This is a genomic window from Marilutibacter spongiae, from assembly GCF_014145325.1.
Classification (GTDB): Bacteria; Pseudomonadota; Gammaproteobacteria; order Xanthomonadales; family Xanthomonadaceae; genus Marilutibacter; species Marilutibacter spongiae.
In genome coordinates this window covers 159,520-181,507 of the sequence record NZ_JACHTF010000005.1, presented here as the reverse complement: position 1 = coordinate 181,507, position 21,988 = coordinate 159,520, and the positions used below count along the sequence as shown (strand labels likewise).

Genomic DNA, 21,988 nt, shown 5'->3' with positions numbered 1-21,988 from the left:
GACCCCGCGCACGTGCGCGGGGTTTTTGTTTTGCGCCGCTTCCCGGCATGCTTGGGGGATGCCCAAGCGCAAGGACGGACCTGCCGTCGATCCCCTGCAGCAAGCCCTCACCGCGCTTCCGGGCGTGGGGCCCAAGCTTGCCGAAAAGCTCGCCGCCCGCGGCCTGTTCCATGTGCAGGACCTGTGGTTCCACCTGCCCCGGCAGTACGAGGACCGCACCGCGCTGACACCGATCCGCGCCCTGTCGCCCGGCGTGCCCGCCCAGGTCGAGGGCCGGGTCGAGGCGGTGGAGCGCGGGTTCCGGTACCGGCCGATGCTGCGGGTCGCGATCGGCGACGAAGGCCATGGCACGCTGGTGCTGCGCTTCTTCCATTTCCGCGCCGCGCAGGTGGCGCAGTTCCAGCCCGGCGCCCGCGTGCGTTGCTTCGGCACGCCAAGGCCGGGCCAGCACGGCCTGGAAATCGTCCATCCCAGCTACCGCGTCCTCGATCCGCGCGCCGACGATGCCCTTGCCGATCGCCTCGATCCGGTCTATCCCGCGATCGAAGGGGTGGGGCCGGCGTCGCTGCGGCGCCTGATCGGGCTGGCACTGGACCGCCTGCCGGACGAGGGCGCGCTCGAGCTGTTGCCGGCGGGCCTGCTCGAACACCTGCACCTGCCGTCCCTGCGCCATGCCCTGCTGACCGTGCACCGTCCCCCGGCCGACGCCGATCTGCAGGCCCTCTCCGCGGGCACGCACCCGGCGCAGCGACGCCTGGCGATCGAGGAACTGCTCGCCCACCACCTCAGCCTGCGCCGGCAAAGGCTCGCGCAGCAGGCCCATGCCGCGCCTGCGCTGCGCAAGCGCGCGCTGTCGCGTCGCCTCCAGGCCGCCTTGCCGTTCGAGCTCACCGGCGCGCAGCAGCGGGTCTTCGAGCAGATTCGAGCCGATCTCGCGCAGCCGCGCCCCATGCTCAGGCTGGTGCAGGGCGACGTCGGCTCGGGCAAGACGGTGGTCGCCGCGCTGGCGGCGATGCTGGCGGTGGAGGGCGGCAAGCAGGCGGCGTTGATGGCACCGACCGAACTGCTGGCCGAACAACACCTGGCCAATCTACGGGGCTGGCTTGAGCCGCTGGGGATCCGCGTTGCATGGCTGGCGGGCAAGGTCACCGGCCGCGCCCGCGGCCGGGTCCTCGAGGAGGTCGCATCGGGCGAGGCGCAGGTGGTGGTCGGCACGCATGCGCTCATGCAGCAGGGGGTCGTGTTCCATGACCTCGCGCTGGCGATCGTCGACGAGCAGCACCGCTTCGGCGTGCACCAGCGCCTGGCGCTGCGCGACAAGGGCGCCGGGGGCGGCGTCGGCCCGGGGGCCATCGTCCCGCACCAGCTGGTGATGACCGCCACGCCGATCCCGCGCACGCTGGCGATGGCCGCGTATGCCGACCTGGATGTCTCGGCGATCGATGAGCTCCCGCCGGGCCGCACGCCGGTGCAGACCATCGTACTGAGCGCGGAGCGCCGCCCGGAGTTGATCGAGCGCATCCGCGCCGCGTGCGCCGAAGGACGCCAGGCCTATTGGGTGTGCACGCTGATCGACGACAGCGACGAGGTGGTCGCGCAGGCCGCGCAGACCACGTTCGAAGGCCTGTCGAGCCAGTTGTCGGAGCTGCGCGTCGACCTGGTGCACGGTCGCATGAAGGCGGCCGGCAAACAGGCGGCCATGCGTGCCTTCAAGGCCGGCGAAACCGACCTGCTGGTGGCGACCACCGTCATCGAGGTCGGCGTCGACGTGCCCAATGCCTCGCTGATGATCATCGAGAACGCCGAGCGCCTCGGCCTCGCCCAGCTGCACCAGCTGCGGGGCCGTGTCGGACGCGGCAGCGCGGCCTCCAATTGCGTGCTTCTCTACCAGGCGCCCCTGTCAGCGCTCGCGCGCCAGCGCCTGGAAACCATGCGGCAGACGCAGGACGGCTTCGTGATCGCCGAGAAGGACCTCGAACTGCGCGGCCCCGGCGAGCTGCTGGGCACGCGGCAGACCGGCATCGCCGGGTTCCGCGTCGCCGACCTCGCGCGCGACGCCGACCTGCTGCCGCGCGTGCACGAGATCGGCGAACGCCTGCTGGCCGATGCGCCGGCGCTCGCGGGCCGCCTGGTGGAGCGCTGGGTGGGCAGCGCCGCGCGCTACGCGGCGGCGTGATCCGCGTCGACGCGATTCCCGGCGTGCCATGCAGGCATCGCCGCGCATGGGCATACTCGGTCCATGACGAACAAGATCCCACTCCTGATTGATACCGACCCGGGCGTCGACGACGCCCTCGCCCTGCTCATGGCATTCAACGATCCCGGCCATGAGGTCGTGGGCCTGACCATCGCCGCCGGCAACGTCGGCCTGGACCACACCGTCCGCAATGCGCTGAAGGTGTGCGAAGTCGCGGGCGTCGAAGTGCCGGTGTTCGCCGGTTGCCCGACGCCGTTGTTGCATCCCGCGCCGGACGCGGCCGACGTGCACGGTGCCGATGGCCTGGGCGATACCGGCTACGCGCCGTCGCCCCGGCAGGCGGAGGCCGAGCATGCCGCCCTCGCGATCCTGCGTCTGTCCCACCAGCATGCCGGTCGCCTGGTGCTGGTCGCGCTGGGACCGCTGACCAACATCGCGCTGGCGCTCCGGCTCGACCCCACGTTGCCGTCGCGCGTGGCGCGTTTCGTGGTCATGGGCGGGGCGGTGACCTCGCAGGGCAACATCACCCCGGCGGCCGAGTTCAACATCCACTTCGACCCGGAGGCGGCGCACATCGTCTTCGAGGCGTTCCCGATGACCGACCTGGCCGACTGGGAGGCCACCGTCGCGCACAGCCTCGACCACGCCGAGGTGGGCCGCTGGCTGTCGGCCGACACCGACAAGGCCCGCTTCTACGATGCCATCTCGCGCCAGACCCGTGAGTGGTCGGCCGATCGCCGCGGCGACCGCTGGTTCTGTGCCGACGCACTGGCGATGGCCTGGGTGCTGCGTCCCGATGCGGCGCAACGGGTGGAGGCACGGCCCATGGCCGTGGCCCTGGAGGGGCGCCACAGTCGGGGCGCCACCGTGGTCGACTGGCGCCGGCAGGGCGGCCGGCCGGACAATGTCCGGATCCTGATGCGCTTCGACCAGGCGGACTTCGAGGTCCAGGTGCGCGGCGCGGTCGGCGCGGGCGACTGAACGGATGCGCGGGGCCGGCAACCGCGCCGGCCCCCGGACTTGCCTGCGGAGAAAACCGCCGCTATACTGCGCTGCTTCCCTCCGATACCGATTGGTGAGTGCCATGAAGGCCGGCATCCATCCCGAATACCGCGAAGTCGTGTTCCAAGACGTGACCACCGACTTCCAGTTCCTGACTCGTTCCACCCTCGACAGCAAGGAGACGGTGAAGTTCGACGACGGCAACGAATACCCCTTGATCAAGGTCGACATCTCGTCGGCGTCGCACCCGTTCTACACGGGCAAGCACAAGATCATGGATACCAGCGGTCGCATCGACAAGTTCCGCAACCGCTACGCGAAGAAGTAAGCGCTTCAACGCGTGTGTCCGCACAACGGCTGCCGAAAGGCGGCCGTTGTCGTTTCTGGCATCGCGTCCGTACCTGTCGCGCGCTCGCCGTATGGCGGTCGGCGGCGGCCGGGTGCGCCGGGCCTGGTCCTTTGGTCCGGGGGCCGTTGCCGGGCCCGTATGCGATAATCAGCAGGTTGCAGGCCGCTCCCCCGGGGGCGCTTCGCGATCCCTGTCCCCCCATCCGTGCGCGGCCCTGCGTCCGCACGTCGACATGAGGAGTGTTCCGTGTCCGATTCGAACAAGTCTGGCCTGAGCGAGGTCACCCTTGCCGCCGGCGACAAGAACGTCGTCCTGCCCGTGCAGCATCCGACCCTGGGTGCGCCGTGCATCGACATCGCCCGCCTGCCGAAGGAAACCGGCTGCTTCACCTACGACCCGGGCTTCACCGCGACCGCGAGCTGCAAGTCGGCGATCACCTACATCGACGGCGACGCCGGCGTGCTGCTGTACCGCGGTTACCCGATCGAGCAGCTGGCCGAGAAGTCCAGCTTCCTCGAAGTCGCCTACCTGCTGATGAACGGCGAGCTGCCGACCCCGGCCGAGTTCAGCGCGTTCGAGCACGAAGTCACGCATCACACGATGATGCACGAGCGCCTGAAGAACTTCTTCCAGGGCTTCCAGTACGACGCCCACCCGATGGCCATGCTGGCCGGCACCACGGCCTCGCTGTCGGCGTTCTACCACGACACGCTCGACCTCGAAGACCCCGAGCAGCGCCGCCTCGCGGCGATCCGCCTGCTGGCGAAGATGCCGACCCTGGCCGCCGCCGCCTACCGCTACTCGATCGGCTGGCCGATCCGCTTCCCGCGCAACAACCTCGACTACGTCAACCGCTTCCTGCACATGATGTTCGAGGTGCCCAGCGAACCGCTGGAGATGAACCCGGTCGTCGCCAAGGCGCTCGACCTGCTCTTCATCCTGCACGCGGACCACGAGCAGAACGCCTCGACCTCGACGGTGCGCCTGGTCGGCTCGACCGGTGCCAATCCGTATGCGTCGGTCGCCGCGGGCATCACCGCGCTGTGGGGTCCCGCCCACGGCGGCGCCAACGAGGCCGTGCTGAAGATGCTGGCCGAGATCGGCACCCCGGACAAGGTCGACGCGGCCGTCGCCAGGGCCAAGGACAAGAACGACAGCTTCCGCCTGATGGGCTTCGGCCATCGCGTCTACAAGAACTTCGATCCGCGCGCGAAGATCATCCGCGAGATGACCCATAAGGTCCTCGGCGAACTGGGCGTCAACGATCCCCTGCTGGACGTGGCGCTGAAGCTGGAGGAGGCCGCGCTGAAGGACGACTACTTCGTGCAGCGCAAGCTCTATCCCAACGTCGATTTCTACAGCGGCATCATCTACAAGGCGCTGAAGATCCCGACCGAGATGTTCACGGTCATGTTCGCCATCGGCCGCACCGCCGGCTGGGTCGCGCACTGGCTGGAGCAGCAGGAAGACCCCGAGAACAAGATCGGCCGTCCGCGCCAGATCTACACCGGCTCGGCATCGCGCGACTACGTCGACGCCGACAAGCGCTGATCCGGCAACCGCCGGACCGGACCCGACGCCCCGCCTTCGCGGGGCGTCGTCGTTTTCGGGGCAGGGCCCGCACCCCGCAGCGTGGCGCACTCAGTGCCGTGTCGGCGCAGGACGCCTGAAATAGAGCCCCGAGTAATGGTCCAGCCGGTGCGAGGGCGCGAACGGCACGCGCAGCTGGCGTTCCGGAAGCTCCCAGTGGTCGTGGAGGGCGTAGCCCAGCCCTTCCATGCGTGCCCGGAAGTCCGGCAGGCCCACGACCCGGTAGGGGCAGACCGCGATGCCCAGGTTCTGAAGGGTGAAGAAACCTTGCTCGGGATGGATCGGCGACAGGTTCACCAGCACATGCCGTGGCGCGGCGTGGAGGCCGGCCAGCAGGTCCGGCAAGGCATAGTCCAGGTACTGCAGCGCGCCGCTGCAGATCAGCAGGTCGCTGCCGTCCGCGTCGCGCGGCGAACCGGAAAAGCGCAGGCGCCTGGCAGGGTCGTGGCCCGCGGCCCAGTCGCGGCCGGCGGCCATCACCGCACCCAGGTCGTGCACGCACCAGTCGAGGTCGTCGGGGAGGGCGACCCGCCGCCCGAAGCCGTAGTACGCCAGGCCGATGTGCCCGCCCAGGTCGAAGATCCGCCGAGCGCCTTCGGCCATCGCGTGCTCCAGCCACAGCAGCGCGGCATAGTCGCAACTTCGCAGCTGCCGGAGCTGGGTGCGGTACATCCGCGCGGCGTCGGCCACGTCGTAGGTCGGGGGCAGGCGTTCGGATCCGAAGGCCACGGCGGCGCGCAGGGCGTCGGCATGGCTTTTGTAGATCCCGAAATAGATGTTGCCGTGCCGGTAGGGGCGCTGGAAGTAACGCCGGTAGGCCGGGCGCGCGAGCAGCCGGGCGCCCGGCAGTTCCATCAGGCGACAGACCAGCTGCGCGTCCACGACATGGCCCCGGCATGGCTAAGGAGTCATTGGGGGCAACGCGGCGCCCGGCTCCGGGCGGACACGCTCCGCCGGTCAGGCGGGCCTGGCGGGGATGCCGTCCCCGGCGTCGACGTCCGCCAGCAACTGTTCGACGTGGCTGGCCGAGGCGCGCGCCATTGGCCGCTCGTCGATCCCGGACAGCGGCGCCTGCCGCAACACGGCCCGTGGCAGCACGGTCAGGTCGAAGCTGATGGCGTCGGCGGCGAACACCCAGACCGGGAAGTCGCCTTCGCGCTCGCGGTCCAGCCGAAGATGCCGGCTGCGTGATTCGGCGGGGATGCGGTGCTGCTGCAGGAAGCGGGCCACGGCGTCCGGATCGTCGTCGTGCAGGTGCAGGCAGACCGGACTGTGGGCGTCGGCCGTGCCCTCCAGGACCGGCCCCACGAGGCGCGGTGCGAAGGCGGCGAAGAAGGCCAGGGCGTGCACCGCCGCCTCGCGTCGTTCGCGCAGGGCCACCCGGTTGTCGGGCTGGAACAGACGCTGGTATTCGCGCAGGGCGTTCTCGATCTCGCGGTTGCGGGGCAGGGAGGCGTCGTCGTGGATGCCCAGGCGATGCGCGGCCTTCAGCTTGGCCTGGTGGTAGTCGCGGATGCCGCCCTCGGCCATCAGTCGCGCGGCCTCGTGGGCCAGGCGGTGCCGGCGTTCGCGGGTACGGGTCTGGGCATGCTGGTGGGCATGCGCGTGCTGTCGGGCGTGGGGCATGGGAACCTCCGCAGCGGCACGGCTCGGGCGGCCGGGAGCCGCCGAGGTCGGCCGAGGGGCCGACGGGACAACGCTATCACGCCCTTCGCGACAGGGGAAAGGCGTGGCCGGCCCGGACCGGGTACGGCCACGCACCGTCATGCCGGCGTTCAGAAAATGTCGAAGGACTCTTCCGCCGGCACGCTGTCGTCGTCGTACTGGACGTAGGTCTGCATGCGTTCCAGGTCCTCGGTCTTGACCCACTCGGTCACCCCGCCGCTGCCGTCGGGCAGCAGCCGGCCGTCGGCAGACACCGAGACCTTGACCATGTCCGCTGGCGGCAGGTTGGGGGTGATCGGCTGGTCCTTCGTCGCCACCCGCATGTAGTCGATCCAGATCGGCAGCGCGGCGCGGCCGCCGTATTCGCCGCGACCCAGCGACTGGAAGTTGTCGCGCCCCACCCATACGGTGGTGACGAACTGGCCACCGACGCCGGAGAACCATGCGTCGCGGTAGTCGTTGGTCGAGCCGGTCTTGCCGCCGATGTCCTCGCGGCCGAGCACCTTGGCCGCCGTGCCGGTGCCGCGCAGGACCACGTCGCGCAGCATCGAGATCACCTGGTAGGCGACCCGGTTGTCGATCACCCGCGGCGCGTCGACCGTTTCCAGCGGCGTGCCGTCGGCCGCCAGCCGGGGCTGTTCCGGCGCCTGCGGCTCGGGCTCGGGGGTCGGGGCCGCCGGTGCCGGCGCCGCGACCGGGCCGAGGTTGAACCCGTCGACGACATGGCGCACGCTCGAGGCGCGGCCGCTGACGCTGCAGCTCAGGCAGGCGGTGGGCGGGTTCTCCTGGAAAAGCACGGCGTCGTTGCGATCGCGGACGGTATCGATGAACCAGGGGTCGACCCGGAAGCCGCCATTGGCGAAGACCGCGTAGCCCCGCGCAACCGAGAGCGGCGTCAGCGACGCGGTGCCCAGCGACATGGAGAGGTTGGGCGGGAGCTGGTCCTTCTCGAAGCCGAACTTGCTGATGTAGTCGCGCGCGAAGTCGACGCCGATCGCATCGAGCAGGCGTACCGACACCAGGTTGCGCGACTGCACCAGTGCCTCGCGCAGGCGCATCGGCCCGGCGAAGTTGCCGCTGGAGTTCTGCGGCCGCCAGACCTTGCCGTTGCGCTGCTTGAACACGACCGGGGCGTCGAGCACGATCGAGGCCGGGTTGTAGCCGCGCTCCATCGCCGCGGCGTAGACGAAGGGCTTGAAGCTCGAACCGGGTTGGCGACGTGCCTGGGTGGCGCGGTTGAACTCGTTGCCGGCGAAGCTGAAGCCGCCCGAGAGTGCGCGCAGGGCGCCATTGGACGGGTCCATCGAGACCAGCGCGGCCTGGGCGCGCGGCAACTGGCTCAGCGCGTAGCTCGTCTTCCCGGGCGGCAAGGGCAGCGCTTCGCCCTCCGGCACCTCGGCGCTCGCCTCGGGCGCCTCCACGGTGGCCCGGAGCCGGACCTGGTCGCCGCGCTTGAGCAGCGTGGCCGGGTCGCGCGAGGCGAAGCTGTTCTTCTTGGTGACCTCCACCACGCGCCCGTCGCTCAGCGCCAGCTCGGCGCGGCCGCCTTCCACGCCCACGACCACGGCCGGGAGCAGGTTGGCCTGGGCCGGGATGTCCGCCAGGCGCTTGCCGGCAGTGGCGGCGTCCTCGCCCGGGGCCAGCTCGAAGTGCTGCTCGACGCCGTGCCAGCCATGGCGGACGTCGTAGGTCAGCAGGCCGTCGCGCAGGGCCTTGTCGGCCGCGGCCTGCAGGGTCGGATCGATGGTGGTGGTGACCTTGTAGCCCTGGGTGAGGGCCTCGGCGCCGAAGCGGGCGACCATTTCCTGGCGCACCATCTCGGCGATGTAGGGCGCGTAGACCTCGATCGGCGGCTCGTGCGGTGCTGCGTGCATCGGCACCGCCTTCGCGGCGGCGACCTCGGTGGCACTGGCGAAGCCCAGGTCGCCCATGCGCTGCAGGATGTAGTCGCGACGCTCGCGGGCGCGCTCGGGGTTGCTCAGCGGGTTGCCGCTGGAGGGGAACTTGGGGATGCCGGCCAGCGAGGCCATCTCGTCGAGGTCGAGCTCGGCGAGGGGCTTGCCGTAGTAGAACTGGGCCGCCGCGCCGACGCCGTAGTTGCGGTGCCCGAAGAAGCTCTTGTTGAGGTAGAGCTCCAGGATCTCGTCCTTGCTCAGTTCCCGCTCCATCCGCATGGCCAGCAGCATCTCGCGCAGTTTGCGCATGTAGCTGTACTCGGAGTCCAGGAAGAACTGCCGGGCGACCTGCTGGGTGATGGTCGACCCGCCGGGCACGCGCTTGTCGTCGGTGGTCGCCAGCAGCCACACGGCCCGCGCCACGCCCTTGTAGTCGACGCCGTGGTGCTCGTAGAAGCGGGCGTCCTCGGTTGCGATGAAGGCGTCCTTGAGGCGCTTGGGTACCTCGGCGATGGTGACCGGCGACCGGCGCATCTCCCCGAACTGGGCCATCAGGCGCCCGTCGCGGGTATAGACGTACATGGGTTCCTGCAGTTCGACGGTGCGGAGGGTCTCCACATCCGGCAGCTTGGGGACGATCACGTAGTACAAGGTGCCCAGGGCGATGGCGCCCAGCACCGCTGCGCCCACGAGGGCGACCAGCGCCCAGCGCAGCAAGCGTCGAATTCGTGACATCTAGATCCGGTTCCGGGTTTCTGTCTTCAAGAACGGGCAGTATAAGAGGTGTGCCGCCCCCGGGGGCGGCAGGGGTGGGTCCAGGGGGGAAGGGGCCGGTCGGGGGCGAAAACCGGGCTTCCAGATGGATCGACACGGGGTTAAAGTGACGGGGAGGGGCAATTTCCGCACGAAGTGGTTGCCAGCCATTCAAAAGTCCGTTATCTAAGACGGGGCCACACGAAGTGCGCGTAAGCGCTTGTGGTATGGGGAGAAAATCGTGGGTGTCATCACAAAAAGCCAGCCGGCGCTCGTCGGTGTGGATATCAGTTCGACTGCCGTGAAGCTGTTGCAGCTTTCGCGGTCGGGAAATCGCTATCGCGTGGACCATTACGCGGTTGAACCTCTGCCCCCCAACGCCGTCGTCGAGAAGAACCTCGTCGAAGTCGAGGCGGTGGGCGAAGCCATCAAGCGGGCCGTCGCGCGCTCCGGGACCCGTGCCCGGCATGCCGCCGCCGCCGTGGCCGGCTCGTCGGTGATCACCAAGGTGATCCCGATGCAGGCCGACCTCGACGACGACGACATGGAGTCGGCCATCGAGCTGGAGGCGGTCAACTACGTCCCGTATCCGATCGAGGAAGTGAACCTCGACTTCGAGGTGCTGGGACCGACCCCCGGGACCAGCGAGACGGTCCAGGTCCTGCTTGCCGCGTCCCGCGCCGAAAACGTCGAGGTCAGGGCGTCTGCCCTGGAGCTGGGCGGCCTCATCCCGCGGGTGATGGACGTCGAGGCCTTCGCGGTCGAGAACGCCTTCGCCCTGATGGCGGAACAGCTCAGCGCCGCGCGCGACGGGCTGGTGGCCCTGATCGACATCGGCGCGACCATGACGACGCTCAATGTCATCCGCAAGGGCCGCAGCATCTACCACCGCGAGAACGTCTTCGGCGGCAAGCAGCTCACCGACGAAGTCATGCGGCGCTACAGCCTCAGCTACGAGGAGGCCGGCCTGGCCAAGCGGCAGGGTGGCCTTCCCGAGAGCTACGAGGTCGAGGTGCTCGAGCCCTTCAAGGAAGCCACGGCGCAACAGGTCAGCCGACTCCTGCAGTTCTTCTATGCCGGTAGCGAGTTCAATCGCGTCGACCAGATCGTCCTGGCCGGTGGTTGTGCCTCGATCCCGGGCATCGCCCAGATGGTGGAGGAGCAGCTCGGCGTTCCGACCGTGACCGCGAACCCGCTCGCGAACATGACCCTCGGCCCGCGCGTCCAGGCACATGCCCTGGCGCAGGACGCGCCGGCGCTCATGATCGCCTGCGGCCTGGCATTGAGGAGCTTCGACTGATGGCAAGGATCAATCTGCTCCCGTGGCGCGCCGAGCGGCGCAAGCAGCGACAGAAGGAATTCGGTGTCATGGCGGCGCTTTCGGCGCTCGCCGCGGTCATCGTGTCCTTCCTGATCGTGAGTTACTACAACGGCCAGATCAGCGGTCAGAACACGCGCAACGACTACCTGCGGGCCCAGATCGTCGAGGTCGACAAGCAGATCGCCGAGATCGAGGAACTCGACCGGAAGAAGGGCAAGCTGCTCGCGCGGAAGGAAGTCATCGAGGAACTGCAGGCCAACCGTTCGCAGATGGTGCACCTGTTCGACTCGCTGGTCCGCACGATCCCCGATGGCGTGGTCCTGACCGCGATCAAGCAGGATGCGCAGACCCTGACCCTGACCGGGCGCTCGCAGTCCAACTCACGCGTCAGTACCTACATGCGCAACCTGGAGGGGTCTGGCTGGATGACCAAGCCCGACCTGTCGATCATCGAAGCGAAGGGCTCGGACAAGGGCTTGCCCTACGAGTTCAGCCTGCAGGTGCAGCTTGCCAACCCGAACGCGCCGGTCGACGAGGACGGTGACGGGATTCCGGACCAGCCTGCGGCGATGACTGGCGATGCCGCCGTCGAAGGTGGCGAAGGCGAGGAAGCTCCTTCGCTGCTCGCACCCGTCGACGCGCAAGGCGCCGCGCCTGCCGCGGACGGTGCCGACGCCGCTGCCCCGGCTGAGGGCTCGGATGCCTACCCGGCGCCGGCGCCCGGAGGCAACGGTGCACCTGCGGCAGACGCTGATACGACCGACGCGGCGGGTACCGAAGCCGCCGCGCCTGCCACGGGAGCTGCGTCATGAGCCAGAAGAAAATGTCCCTTCGCGAGCTCGATTTCAACAATATGGGCTCCTGGCCCAAGCAGGCCAAGATCGGCTTCTGCGTGATCATCGGCCTGCTCATCGTCGGCCTGACCTGGTACCTCTTCGTCAGCGACAAGAAGGACCAACTCGCGGGACTCGAGCGCACCGAGAAGGAACTTCGCGGCGAGTTCGAGACCAAGCAGGGTCGTGCCGCGAATCTCGAACCGCTCAAGCAGCAGCTCGCACAGATGGAACAGCAGCTCCAGCAGATGCTGCGGCAGTTGCCGAGCAAGACCGAAATGCCGGACCTGATCGTCGACATCTCGCAGACGGCGCTCGCCACTGGCATCAACAACGAGCTGTTCCAGCCCGGTGCGGAACAGCCCAAGGAGTTCTACGCCGAGAAGCCGATCGCGCTGCGCATGGTGGGTACCTACCACCAGTTCGGTGCCTTCGTCAGCGGCGTGGCTTCGTTGCCCCGCGTGGTCATCATGACCATGCATGACATCTCCCTGAAGCCGCGAGGCGGCACGGACGCGGTGATCACGTCCAACAGTCCGTTGGAACTGGTCGGCACCGTGAAGACCTACCGTTACCTGGATGAGGACGAAGTCGCCGACCAGGAAGCGGGAGCGAGCCAGGACAACACCATGGGAGGGTCCTGAGCATGCGCAGTGCAGCACGTATGCAGAGCCACCACACTCTCTCTCGCGCCATCGCGGCGGGCCTGATGCTCGTCGCCCTGGCCGGGTGCTCGCGTGGCATCACCAGCACGCCCGGGGAAGCCCCGAACCTGGAGAAGTGGATCGACGAAGTGAAGGCGCGTCCCGCGCCGCCGCTGGATCCGCTCCCGGTCATGCAGCAGTTCGAGAGCTTCGAGTACAACGCCCAGGCCCTGCGTGATCCGTTCAGTCGCGCGTTCCGCGACCAGGATGGCGGCAGTGGCCCGCGACCGGACTCGTCCCGTCGCAAGCAGACGCTGGAGCAGTTCCCGCTCGACAGCCTCGACATGGTGGGAACCCTGGGGGCCGGTAGTGGCATCGTCGCCCTGGTGATGGCGCCCGACAAGGTGACATACCGCGTCAGGCCCGGTGCGTACATGGGTCAAAGCGACGGTCGCGTGACCAGCGTCCATGAAGACCGCATCGAACTGGTGGAACTGGTGCCGGATGGCGCGGGTGGCTGGCTTGAACGCCCGGCGTCCGTTGCATTGGAAGATCAATGAGTTTGGGGGATAGCACGATGACCGTTAACAACGCCAACAGCCCGCGGCCCGCCCGGCGCTCAATGCTCCTGCGCACTGCCGGTGTCGGCATCGCGGTGGGCGCTATCGCGGCCTTCAGTGCCGTCCATGCCCAGCAGGCGCCCGCCGCGGCGCCGGCTGCAGGCCAGTCCGTCGCGCCCGCGCCCAGCGTGGACCCGGCCAAGCGCCTGCCTGGAGCGATCGAAGTCTCGAAGATCGACTTCAAGCGAGGCGACGGTGGCGCCGGGCGCCTGATCCTGAGCTTCAGCGGCGAGGGTGCCAGCCCCGACCTGCGCAGCGTGGGTTCGACCGTCACCATCAACGTCGGCAACGCCGAGCTGCCCGCCAGCCTGCAGCGGCCGTTGAACGTGACCGACTTCGCGACCCCGGTCGAGCGCATCGATGCGCGCCGCTCGGGCGGCGGCACGCTCCTGACCCTGGATACCCGGGGCAACTTCGAGTCGATGGCCTACCAGACCGGCAGCGACTACATCGTCGAGATCGTGCCCCGTGCCGCGACCGCTTCGACCGCGGCCACGGGCGCGGTCGGCGCCGGTCGCGCCGTTGGCGCCACCAGCAGCACGGGTTCCAGCCGCGGCTACTCCGGCCGCCCGGTGACTTTCAACTTCCAGGACGTCCCGGTGCGCACGGTGCTTCAGCTCGTCGCGGAAGAGTCCGGCCTGAACGTCGTCGCCGCCGACACGGTGCAGGGCAATGTCACCCTGCGCCTGATCAACGTGCCGTGGGACCAGGCGCTGGACATCGTCCTGCAGGCCAAGGGGCTCGACAAGCGCCGCAGCGGCAACGTCATCTGGATCGCGCCGCAGGCCGAGATCGCGAAGTACGAGCAGGACAAGGAAGACGCGCGTATCGCGCTCGACAACCGCGTCGACCTCGTCACCGAATACGTGCAGATCAACTACCACAATGCCGCGCAGATCTTCAAAGCCCTGACCGAAGCCAAGGGCATCGGCGGCCAGGGTGGCGGCCAGGGTGGCTCGGGCAGCGACGAGAACGGTTTCCTCTCGCCGCGCGGCCGCCTCGTCGCCGACGAGCGCACCAACACGCTCATGATCAGCGACATCCCGAAGAAAGTCGTGCAGATGCGCGAGCTGATCAAGGTCATCGATCGCCCGGTCGACCAGGTCGTCATCGAGGCCCGGGTCGTCATCGCCACCGACACGTTCGCGCGTGAACTTGGCGCCCGGTTCGGCATCAGCGGCGCTTCGGGCAAGGATGGCGACCGCAGCTCCCTGGGCTATGGCGGCGACATCGGAGCATCGGGCGACAACGCGTCCTCGCGTGCCGACGCGGTGATGAGCGGCGATCGCACCTTCGACGTCACCCGTAGCCTGATGAGCAACCTGGGCGTCACCAACCCCGCCGGTTCCGTCGCACTGTCGATCCTGAACGCCGGCTATGCGCTCGACGTCGAGCTGTCTGCGATGCAGGAAGAGGGTCGCGGCGAAGTGATCTCCAACCCCCGCGTCGTCACCAGCAACCAGCGCGAGGCGGTCATCCGCCAGGGCCAGGAAGTCGGTTACGTGACCATCTCGCCCCAGCAGGGCGGCAACAGCATCCCGATCCCGAACGTCCAGTTCAAGGACGTGCTGCTCGAGCTCAAGGTGACGCCGACGATCACCCACGACGGCCGCGTGTTCCTGAACATGGCCATCAAGAAAGACGAGGTCGAAGGCTTCACCGACACGTCGATCGGCAGCGTGCCGCAGATCGCCAAGCGCGAAGTGAACACCGCCATCCTGGTCGAGGATGGGCAGACTGTCGTGGTCGGCGGTGTCTACGAGTTCCGCGATCGCAGCGACATCAGCAAGGTCCCCTTCCTGGGCGATATCCCCTTCCTGGGCAACCTGTTCAAGAAGAAGGGACGTTCCAAGGACAAGGCCGAGCTGCTGATCATGGTCACGCCGAAGGTCCTGCGCGTCGAACAGCGCTGATCCGATTCGGCTCGGGTCGGACACGACGACCCGGCAACGGCGATAAATGTGGAGAGGGCCGCAAGGCCCTCTCTTCGTTTGTGCAATGCTTGGGCGGGTAGACCGGCTGAATGGTGGCCGGGGCAGGCTGGAACCAATCCGGCCGTCCACTGGTCGAACGCCTGGACAGTTGCCCGTACACAAGAAACTCGAGGATCGAATGGACAGCATTCCCCCGGCAGCGCCGCCCGAAGGTGCGACGGCGCGCCTGCACGACGCGTTCAAGGCCCTGCGCGATGCCCTCTCGGCCGAGATCGTGGGTCAGTCGGCCCTGATCGAGCGGCTGCTGATCGCGTTGCTCGCCGACGGGCATCTGCTGGTCGAGGGCGCGCCCGGCCTGGCCAAGACCAGCGCCATCCGTGCGCTGGCGTCGCGCCTGGAAGCGGACTTCGCCCGCGTGCAGTTCACGCCCGACCTGTTGCCCGCCGACCTGACCGGTACCGAAGTGTGGCGTCCCCAGGATGGCCGTTTCGAATTCCAGTCCGGGCCCATCTTCCACCCGATCCTGTTGGCGGACGAGATCAATCGGGCGCCCGCGAAGGTACAGTCCGCGCTCCTGGAGGCGATGGGTGAGCGCCAGGTCACCGTGGGCCGCGCCACCTATCCGCTGCCTGCGCTGTTCCTGGTCATGGCCACGCAGAACCCGATCGAGCAGGAGGGCACGTTCCCGCTGCCCGAGGCGCAGCTGGACCGTTTCCTCATGCACGTGCGGATCGCCTATCCCGAGGTGGATGCCGAGACCGAGATCCTGCGCCTGGCCCGCGATCGGGCCCGCGACGCGATGCGCGCCGTACCCGAGGCCGTCGACAGGATGCCCATCGGCGACGTTTTCGATGCACGCGCCGCTGTCCTCGACCTGCACGTGGCCCCGGCGGTCGAACGCTATCTCGTCGAGATCGTGCTGGCTTCGCGCGACGCTGCGCGCTACGACGCCGACCTGGGGCGTCGCATCGCCTGGGGTGCCAGCCCCCGCGGCTCGATCGCGCTGGAACGTTGCGCGCGTGCCCACGCCTGGCTGGCGGGACGCGACTACGTCACCCCGGACGACGTGCGCGAGGTCGCACCCGACGTGCTCCGCCATCGGGTGCTGCCCAGCTACGAGGCGACGGCCGAGGGCTGGGACGGCGGGCGGCTCGTGGACGCGCTGCTCGAACAGGTTCCGTTGCCCTGACGACGATGGCCAGGGCACGTCCATCGCAGGCGCAGCCGGCCGGGGACGGTATCGCGCCTACCCTTGCCGAACTGCTGTCACTCAAGTCGCTCGCCGGCGCCAGGCGGACGCCGAGGTCCGGACGCCACGGCATTGCCGGTCCGGCACTGTCCCCCCTGCGGGGCCGTGGCATGGATTACGCCGAGTCCCGCGAATACGTGGCCGGCGACGATGCGCGCCACATCGACTGGAAGCTCACCGCGCGCACCGGTCGTGCCCACACCAAGATGTTCCAGGCCGAGCGCGAGCGCTTGACCCTGATCGTCGGCGACACCGCGCCGGCGCTGTATTTCGGCACGCGCGTGCGGTTCAAGTCGGTCCAGGCCGCCCGTGCCGGCGCGATCGCCGCCTGGGTCGCCGCGCGCGACGGCGACCGCATCGCCGCATTGCGCGGCAGCCTGCACGAGCCGCCAGTGCCACCGGCGGCGGGTACGCGTGGCGTCCTGCGCACCCTCGATGCGTTGGTGCGCTGGTATGCGCGTCCTCCTTCGGACGACGGCGGGCTGGGCATGGCGCTCGACCATGCCCAACGCCTACTTCGCCCGGGTTCGCGACTGATCGTGCTGGCGGACGCTGGCAGCGTCGCCGACACGCCGGCGCAGCGTTGGCCGGTGCTGGCACAGCACCACGAGGTGATCCTGCTGATGCTGGTCGACCCGCTGGAGGTTTCGCCGCCGAAGGCGCTGCTGCCGCTGGCCGACGGCGCGGGCGAGGGCGCATCCCGTCTTGAACTCGACCTGGGCACGCAACGGGTGCGTGCGCGTTGGCGCGAGTGCTTCGGCGCACCGGTCGCCACCGCGCTGGCCCAGTTGCCGGCGCGCGGCGTGCGCGTGGCGGCGCTGTCGACGAACGACGGCAGCGATGCCTGGCTGCCGCTGCTGGGCCTTCCCTGGCACCAGGTGGCCTGAGCATGACCGGCCTGGCGACCATCGTCCTGCGCGACATCCACCAGCCCCCCGCGCCCGGCTGGTGGCCCCCCGCACCTGGCTGGTGGCTGCTGGCAGGGGCGATCCTGGCCTGCGGCATCGCCGCATGGGCCTGGCATGCCTGGCGCAAGAAGCGTCGTCGACGGATCGAACGCCTGTTCGACACGGCCCTCGCCGACGCACCCGACGCCGCCGCGCGCCTGGCGGCCATTTCCGAGCTGCTCCGGCGTGCCGCGCGCCGGCACGAGCGCCACGCCGACCGCCTGCAGGGCGAGGCCTGGCGGCGCTGCCTGGACAAGGGCGTGCAGCCGCCGCGTTTCTCCGGTCATCTGGGCGACCTGTTGCTCGACGGCAGCTTCCGTCCCGATCCAGACCCCGGCGAGGTGGAGGCCGTCGCCCGCGCCGCGCGGCTGCGCTTCGTGGAATGGATGGAGGTGCGATGAACTTCGCCGCCTCGTTCATGGACGCCTTCGATCCCGGCGCCATCGCGCTGGCATGGCCGGCCTGGCTGTGGGCGCTGCCGCTGCCGCTGTTGGCTTGGTGGGTGTTGCCTGCCACGCGATCGACGTCGCCCGCGGTGCGGATGCCCCGGCTGGGCCGCCTGGCCGGCCTGGCCGACGCGCCGGGCCGCGGACGCGCGGGCCGTCTTCCCAGTCCGCTCTTGCTGCTGGCGTGGATGCTCCTGTGCCTGGCCGCATCGCGCCCGCAGCAACTGGGGGAAGCCGTCGAGCCGCCCCAGTCCGGACGCGACCTGATGCTGGCCCTCGACCTGTCCGGCAGCATGGACGAGCCCGACATGCAACTGGGGGGGCGACCGGTCGACCGTCTCACAGCGGCCAAGGCGGTGCTGGCCGACTTCCTCGACCGTCGCAGCGGCGACCGCGTGGGGCTGCTGGTTTTCGGGCGTCGTGCCTATGCCCTGACGCCCTTGACCCCGGACCGCGAATCCGTGCGCCAGCAGTTGCAGGACAGCGTCGTCGGCCTCGCCGGCCAGGAAACCGCCATCGGCGATGCCATCGGCCTGGCGGTCAAGCGACTGCGCGACCAGCCCGAAGGCCAGCGCGTCCTGATCCTGCTGACCGATGGGGTCAACACCGCGGGCCTGCTGGAGCCGGAAAAGGCCGCGCAACTGGCGCACGACCATGGCGTGCGCGTGCACACCGTGGCGTTCGGCGGCGACGGGGCGATGTCCGTGTTCGGTTTCCAGTTGCCGATGCCGGGCGGTGGCGACGAGATCGACGAAGCCACCCTGCGCCGCATCGCCGAACAAACCGGCGGGCGTTTCTTCCGCGCGCGGGATACCGCGCAACTGGCGGGGATCTATGCCGAGATCGACCGTCTCGAACCGGTGGAGCGTCCCGGCCCGGCCGTGCGCCCGCGCATCGAACGCTACGCATGGCCGCTCGGCCTGGCGGTGTCGATGGGGCTGTTGGCCTTCCTGTGGCCGCCCAGGTGGCGCCGATGAACGGCTTCGACCCGTCCAGCCTGCACCTGCTCCGCCCCGAGTGGCTGTGGGGGCTGCTCGCGCTCCCGGTCCTGGCCGCGCTGTGGATCGTGCGCCGCCGCCGCGCCAATGTCTGGCACGACGTCGTCGATCCGCACCTGCTCCCCCATCTGCTGGACGCCCGTGTCGGGCGGCGCATCCAGCCAGGCCCATGGCTCGCTGCCTTGGGGTATGTCCTGGCGGTCATGGCCCTGGCCGGTCCCAGTTGGCGGCAGGTCGAGCAACCGCTCTGGCGCGGCCAGGTGCCGCTGATGGTCGCGCTCGACCTGTCCAGCGCCATGGCCGCGGCCGACCCGCCGCCCTCGCGCCTCGCGCAGGCCCAGGCCAAACTGGCGCGGCTGCTGGAGCTTCGCGGCGATGGCCCGGTCGGGCTCGTGGTGTACGCCGACGATGCCTACACGGTGGCGCCGCTGACCGACGATGCGGCCAACCTGGCCCTGTTCCTCGATGCCTTGTCCCCAAGCATCATGCCGCGCGACGGTGCGAACGCCAGCCGGGCGATCGCCTGGTCGACGCGCTTGATGCGCCAGGCGGGCTTCGAGCGCGGCCAGATCCTGCTGCTTGCCGGCCAGGCCGATGCCGACGCGGCCGCGGCCGCCGCCGAGGCGCGCTCGAGCGGTTTCGAGACCAGCGTCCTGGGTATCGGCCGGGCAGGGGGGGTGGCGTACCGGACCGTCGATGGCGATACCGGGGTCGCGGGCTTCGACCAGGCCCGGCTGCAGGCGGTCGCCGCACGCGGCGGCGGTCGCTACGTCGGCCTCGCGGCCGATGAGGCCGACCTGCGGGCGCTCGGCGTGTTGTCGCCCGGTCCGGGCGATGCGGTCAGCGAGGATGGCGAGGCCGGGCGCACCTGGCAGGACGAAGGCTTCTGGCTCATCCCGCCGCTCATGCTGTTGGCGCTGTTCGCCTTCCGCAGGGGAGCGGCCGTCGCCGCGCTGGCGCTCGTGCTGTGGCTGCCGGTGTTGCCCGCGCAGGCCGCGGACTGGTGGCGGCGCGACGACCAGGTCGAGCACAAGCGAATGGTCGAGGCCGCCAACGCCTTCCGGCAGGGCGACTACGCCCGCGCGGCCAGCGGCTATGCGGGCGTCGAATCGGCCGATGGCCACTACAACCGGGGCAACGCACTGGCCAAGGCCGGGCAGTTCCAGCAGGCGATCGAAGCCTACGACCGGGCGTTGGCGATCCAGCCCGGCATGGAGGACGCCATCGCCAACAAGCGCGCCGTCGAGGCGGCCGTGAAGCGGAAGCAGGATGGCGAGGGCACGGGTGGCCAGGGCGAGGGCGGCCAGGACGGCAAGCCCTCGTCGCAGTCGGACCCGTCCGGCGGACAGGAGGCGTCGTCGGGCGACGACGGCGGGGACGGCGCGCCGTCACGGCAGCAGGCCGGGGACGACCCGCCCAAGGGCCCGGCACCCCGGCCCGACGATGCCGACGAGGGCCGGGCGACAGGCTCCACGCCGGAGGCGCCGGAAGCCAAGGGTTCCGCCGAGCAGGACGCAGCCGACGCCGCCCAGCGCGAGCGCATGCGGCAGGCCCTGGGGCAGGCACGCCAGGCGGACGGTGGCGAGCCGGGCGACGACGGCGAACCGCTCGCTGGACCGGCCGGAGAAACCCCCGCCGAACGTGAACGTCGCGTCGCCAACGAGGCCTGGTTGCGGCGCGTGCCCGACGATCCGGGCGGCCTGCTGCGCGAGAAATTCAGGATCGAACACGAACGCCGTCGTCGACAGGGAGACTGGGACGAATGACACCCGAGACTCGGACCCGCGTGCGCTGGGGCGCATGGCTCATGTTGATGCTGTTCGCGACGATGGCATCCGCCGCGCCGCGCGCGTGGCTGGACCGCGACCGGATCGTGCTGGGCGAGACGGTCACGCTGAACGTGGAGGCCGGCCTGCTGTCCTCGGCGCCGGACTACTCGCCGCTGGAAGGCGATTTCCGGCTCAGTGGGCATTCCAGCCAGCGCGGCTTCTCCGGCGGCACGGGCCAGACCTCGTCCTACACCCTCTTCGCGGTGGCCCTGCGGCCGCTGCGCGATGGTGTGTTGACGATCCCGGCGCTGTCGGTCGGCAACGAGCGCACGGCACCGCTGACCCTCGTGGTCGAGCCGGCGCCGCAGCAGACGCCGGCGCAGGCGCGGGGCGACGTCTTCATCGAAAGCGTGCCCGATGACACACGCCCCTACGTGCAGCAATCGGTGGGCTGGGTCGTCCGCCTGTTCTCGGCGGTCCCGATCGTCTCGGGCACCCTGGACCAGCCGGCGCCGGAGGGCGCGTCGTTCCAGCGCGTCGGCGACGACGCGCAGTATTCGCGGACGATCAACGGTCGCCAGTACCAGATCGTGGAGCGGCGCTTCATGCTGGTACCCGAGCGCAGCGGGCCGCTGGAGATACCCGGCGCCAGCTTCGAGGGGCGGGGCACGAGCGGCCTGTTCGACGACATGTTCGGCGGTGGACGCGGCGGCAGGTTGGGAGCCCAGGTGGGGCCGCGCACCCTGCAGGTGCAACCGGTCCCGGACAAGGCACCGCAACCCTGGTTGCCCCTGCACGATCTCAAGCTGCGCTATCGCGCCAATCCGGCCGAATTGCGGCAGGGTCTCGCGGCCACGCTGACCGTCGAGGCCGTCGCCGACGGCGCCACCGGCGCGCAAATGCCCGAGCTCGAACTGCCGCCGAGCGACGGCGTGCAGGTCTTCCCCGAACGTGCGCAGGTCGATGAGCGCTTCGTCGATGGCCGGCCCCGCGCCACCGTCACGCGCAGCTTCTCGCTGGTGCCCGGCAGGACCGGCGCCGTCGCGCTGTCCGGCGTGAGGATGGGCTGGTGGGACGTCAAGGCGGGCGAGGCGCGCGAGGCACGTCTCCCACCGCTGCAATGGAACGTGCAGCCGGGCGCCGCGGGATTCGATCCACCCGCGGCAACGGCGGCCTTGCCGTCGATTCCCGCGGGCGCCGGGCCTTCGACCGCGCGGCCAGGCGATGGCGCCATTGCACCCGCTGAAAGTGCGGCGCTCCCGCTGCCGGGCATGCAAGGGGACCGCGCGGCGTGGGTGGCGGCCACCGTCCTGTTCGCCGTCCTGTGGCTGCTGACCCTGTTGCTGGCACTGCACTGGCGCCACCAGCGCCCGGCGACCCCCGCCGGTGGTCCGACCTCCGCGCATGCGCCGGACGCGCGAGCGCGTCCCACGCCCGCGGCCCTGCGCAAGGCGCTCGACACAGGGAGTTTCGAAGATTTCGTGCAGGTGCTCGGGGCGATGGCGGAACCGCCGGTCAAGAGCGTCGATGCGCTGCTCGAACGCCTCGACAATCCTGCGCAGCGACGGGCGCTGGAGGCCATGCAGCAGGCGCGCTGGGGCGATGGCGACGGGCCGTCGGCGCGGGCACTGCTGCGCGAGGCCTTCGCCGACGGTCCCCGCTGGACGGTGCCCGGACACGCCGCCGGCGAGTCGATCCTGCCGCCACTCTATCCGCAGCGCTGAGCGGTCCAGGCGGGCGCGGGTGCCCGGTTTGATAAGCTCGCCGCGTCCCGAC

General features: G+C 69.9%; 18 protein-coding genes. 15 read left to right on the top strand and 3 right to left on the bottom strand.

What is annotated here, in order from left to right:
* Positions 1-58 precede the first annotated feature (58 nt).
* From recG to H4F98_RS06380, 4 genes are all read left to right on the top strand, one after another.
* A complete protein-coding gene (gene recG / locus H4F98_RS06395) occupies positions 59-2,176 on the top strand; it encodes an ATP-dependent DNA helicase RecG (RefSeq protein ID WP_182685981.1) in 2,118 nt (705 codons plus the stop codon).
* A 63-nt stretch (positions 2,177-2,239) separates the two neighbouring features.
* Positions 2,240-3,178: a nucleoside hydrolase gene (locus tag H4F98_RS06390; protein ID WP_182685979.1), complete on the top strand. Its 939-nt coding sequence runs from the start codon at positions 2,240-2,242 to the stop codon at positions 3,176-3,178.
* A gap of 103 nt (positions 3,179-3,281) precedes the next feature.
* Positions 3,282-3,527, top strand: a complete 246-nt coding sequence (locus H4F98_RS06385; protein WP_141517913.1) for a type B 50S ribosomal protein L31 — start codon at positions 3,282-3,284, stop codon at positions 3,525-3,527.
* A 267-nt stretch (positions 3,528-3,794) separates the two neighbouring features.
* Positions 3,795-5,099: a citrate synthase gene (locus tag H4F98_RS06380; RefSeq protein WP_182685977.1), complete on the top strand. Its 1,305-nt coding sequence runs from the start codon at positions 3,795-3,797 to the stop codon at positions 5,097-5,099.
* A 90-nt stretch (positions 5,100-5,189) separates the two neighbouring features.
* Here H4F98_RS06380 and H4F98_RS06375 read toward each other — a convergent pair whose 3' ends face one another.
* The 3 genes from H4F98_RS06375 to H4F98_RS06365 all read right to left on the bottom strand — a co-directional run bounded on the left by H4F98_RS06375 (position 5,190) and on the right by H4F98_RS06365 (position 9,433).
* A complete protein-coding gene (locus H4F98_RS06375) occupies positions 5,190-6,020 on the bottom strand; it encodes a methyltransferase, TIGR04325 family (protein WP_182685975.1) in 831 nt (276 codons plus the stop codon).
* A 75-nt stretch (positions 6,021-6,095) separates the two neighbouring features.
* Positions 6,096-6,764 (bottom strand): hypothetical protein, encoded by a 669-nt coding sequence (locus H4F98_RS06370; protein WP_182685974.1) that lies wholly within the window; start codon positions 6,762-6,764, stop codon positions 6,096-6,098.
* Positions 6,765-6,913: 149 nt separating this feature from the next.
* Complete coding sequence (locus tag H4F98_RS06365) at positions 6,914-9,433, bottom strand: penicillin-binding protein 1A (protein WP_182685973.1); 2,520 nt, start codon at positions 9,431-9,433, stop codon at positions 6,914-6,916.
* Positions 9,434-9,692: 259 nt separating this feature from the next.
* Between H4F98_RS06365 and H4F98_RS06360 the strand changes: the two genes are divergently transcribed.
* The 11 genes from H4F98_RS06360 to H4F98_RS06310 all read left to right on the top strand — a co-directional run bounded on the left by H4F98_RS06360 (position 9,693) and on the right by H4F98_RS06310 (position 21,936).
* Positions 9,693-10,751: a type IV pilus assembly protein PilM gene (locus H4F98_RS06360; protein ID WP_182685972.1), complete on the top strand. Its 1,059-nt coding sequence runs from the start codon at positions 9,693-9,695 to the stop codon at positions 10,749-10,751.
* Complete coding sequence (locus tag H4F98_RS06355) at positions 10,751-11,584, top strand: PilN domain-containing protein (protein WP_182685971.1); 834 nt, start codon at positions 10,751-10,753, stop codon at positions 11,582-11,584. Before H4F98_RS06360 ends, H4F98_RS06355 begins: the two co-directional genes overlap by 1 nt.
* Positions 11,581-12,249: a type IV pilus inner membrane component PilO gene (locus H4F98_RS06350; protein ID WP_182685970.1), complete on the top strand. Its 669-nt coding sequence runs from the start codon at positions 11,581-11,583 to the stop codon at positions 12,247-12,249. Before H4F98_RS06355 ends, H4F98_RS06350 begins: the two co-directional genes overlap by 4 nt.
* Positions 12,250-12,314: 65 nt before the next feature.
* Positions 12,315-12,809, top strand: coding sequence for a pilus assembly protein PilP (locus H4F98_RS06345; RefSeq protein WP_182686041.1), 495 nt, complete (start codon positions 12,315-12,317; stop codon positions 12,807-12,809).
* Positions 12,810-12,826: 17 nt separating this feature from the next.
* Positions 12,827-14,782, top strand: coding sequence for a type IV pilus secretin PilQ (locus tag H4F98_RS06340; protein ID WP_182685969.1), 1,956 nt, complete (start codon positions 12,827-12,829; stop codon positions 14,780-14,782).
* 199 nt (positions 14,783-14,981) lie between these two features.
* The gene (locus H4F98_RS06335; protein WP_182685968.1) at positions 14,982-15,992 is read left to right on the top strand and encodes an AAA family ATPase; all 1,011 of its coding nucleotides are present in this window, start codon (positions 14,982-14,984) and stop codon (positions 15,990-15,992) included.
* A 5-nt stretch (positions 15,993-15,997) separates the two neighbouring features.
* A complete protein-coding gene (locus tag H4F98_RS06330; RefSeq protein ID WP_182685966.1) occupies positions 15,998-16,939 on the top strand; it encodes a DUF58 domain-containing protein in 942 nt (313 codons plus the stop codon).
* A 2-nt stretch (positions 16,940-16,941) separates the two neighbouring features.
* Positions 16,942-17,400, top strand: coding sequence for a DUF4381 family protein (locus H4F98_RS06325; protein ID WP_182685964.1), 459 nt, complete (start codon positions 16,942-16,944; stop codon positions 17,398-17,400).
* Positions 17,397-18,422 (top strand): vWA domain-containing protein, encoded by a 1,026-nt coding sequence (locus H4F98_RS06320; protein ID WP_182685962.1) that lies wholly within the window; start codon positions 17,397-17,399, stop codon positions 18,420-18,422. Before H4F98_RS06325 ends, H4F98_RS06320 begins: the two co-directional genes overlap by 4 nt.
* Positions 18,419-20,209, top strand: coding sequence for a VWA domain-containing protein (locus H4F98_RS06315; protein WP_182685959.1), 1,791 nt, complete (start codon positions 18,419-18,421; stop codon positions 20,207-20,209). The genes H4F98_RS06320 and H4F98_RS06315 overlap by 4 nt, the downstream gene beginning before the upstream one ends.
* On the top strand, positions 20,206-21,936 hold the full coding sequence (locus H4F98_RS06310) for a BatD family protein (protein WP_246372929.1): 1,731 nt from the start codon (positions 20,206-20,208) through the stop codon (positions 21,934-21,936). The genes H4F98_RS06315 and H4F98_RS06310 overlap by 4 nt, the downstream gene beginning before the upstream one ends.
* The last annotated feature ends 52 nt before the right edge of the window (positions 21,937-21,988 follow it).

What these genes read in the sequence shown, in the direction of transcription:
- H4F98_RS06390 (WP_182685979.1), top strand. Translation starts at nt 2,240, where the DNA reads ATGACGAACAAGATCCCACTCCTGATTGATACCGACCCGGGCGTCGAC.
- H4F98_RS06335 (WP_182685968.1), top strand. Translation starts at nt 14,982, where the DNA reads ATGGACAGCATTCCCCCGGCAGCGCCGCCCGAAGGTGCGACGGCGCGC.
- H4F98_RS06320 (WP_182685962.1), top strand. Translation starts at nt 17,397, where the DNA reads ATGAACTTCGCCGCCTCGTTCATGGACGCCTTCGATCCCGGCGCCATC.
- H4F98_RS06365 (WP_182685973.1), bottom strand. Translation starts at nt 9,433, where the DNA reads ATGTCACGAATTCGACGCTTGCTGCGCTGGGCGCTGGTCGCCCTCGTG.
- recG (WP_182685981.1), top strand. Translation starts at nt 59, where the DNA reads ATGCCCAAGCGCAAGGACGGACCTGCCGTCGATCCCCTGCAGCAAGCC.
- H4F98_RS06345 (WP_182686041.1), top strand. Translation starts at nt 12,315, where the DNA reads ATGCTCGTCGCCCTGGCCGGGTGCTCGCGTGGCATCACCAGCACGCCC.
- H4F98_RS06315 (WP_182685959.1), top strand. Translation starts at nt 18,419, where the DNA reads ATGAACGGCTTCGACCCGTCCAGCCTGCACCTGCTCCGCCCCGAGTGG.
- H4F98_RS06310 (WP_246372929.1), top strand. Translation starts at nt 20,206, where the DNA reads ATGACACCCGAGACTCGGACCCGCGTGCGCTGGGGCGCATGGCTCATG.
- H4F98_RS06325 (WP_182685964.1), top strand. Translation starts at nt 16,942, where the DNA reads ATGACCGGCCTGGCGACCATCGTCCTGCGCGACATCCACCAGCCCCCC.
- H4F98_RS06355 (WP_182685971.1), top strand. Translation starts at nt 10,751, where the DNA reads ATGGCAAGGATCAATCTGCTCCCGTGGCGCGCCGAGCGGCGCAAGCAG.
- H4F98_RS06330 (WP_182685966.1), top strand. Translation starts at nt 15,998, where the DNA reads ATGGCCAGGGCACGTCCATCGCAGGCGCAGCCGGCCGGGGACGGTATC.
- H4F98_RS06350 (WP_182685970.1), top strand. Translation starts at nt 11,581, where the DNA reads ATGAGCCAGAAGAAAATGTCCCTTCGCGAGCTCGATTTCAACAATATG.
- H4F98_RS06385 (WP_141517913.1), top strand. Translation starts at nt 3,282, where the DNA reads ATGAAGGCCGGCATCCATCCCGAATACCGCGAAGTCGTGTTCCAAGAC.
- H4F98_RS06370 (WP_182685974.1), bottom strand. Translation starts at nt 6,764, where the DNA reads ATGCCCCACGCCCGACAGCACGCGCATGCCCACCAGCATGCCCAGACC.
- H4F98_RS06340 (WP_182685969.1), top strand. Translation starts at nt 12,827, where the DNA reads ATGACCGTTAACAACGCCAACAGCCCGCGGCCCGCCCGGCGCTCAATG.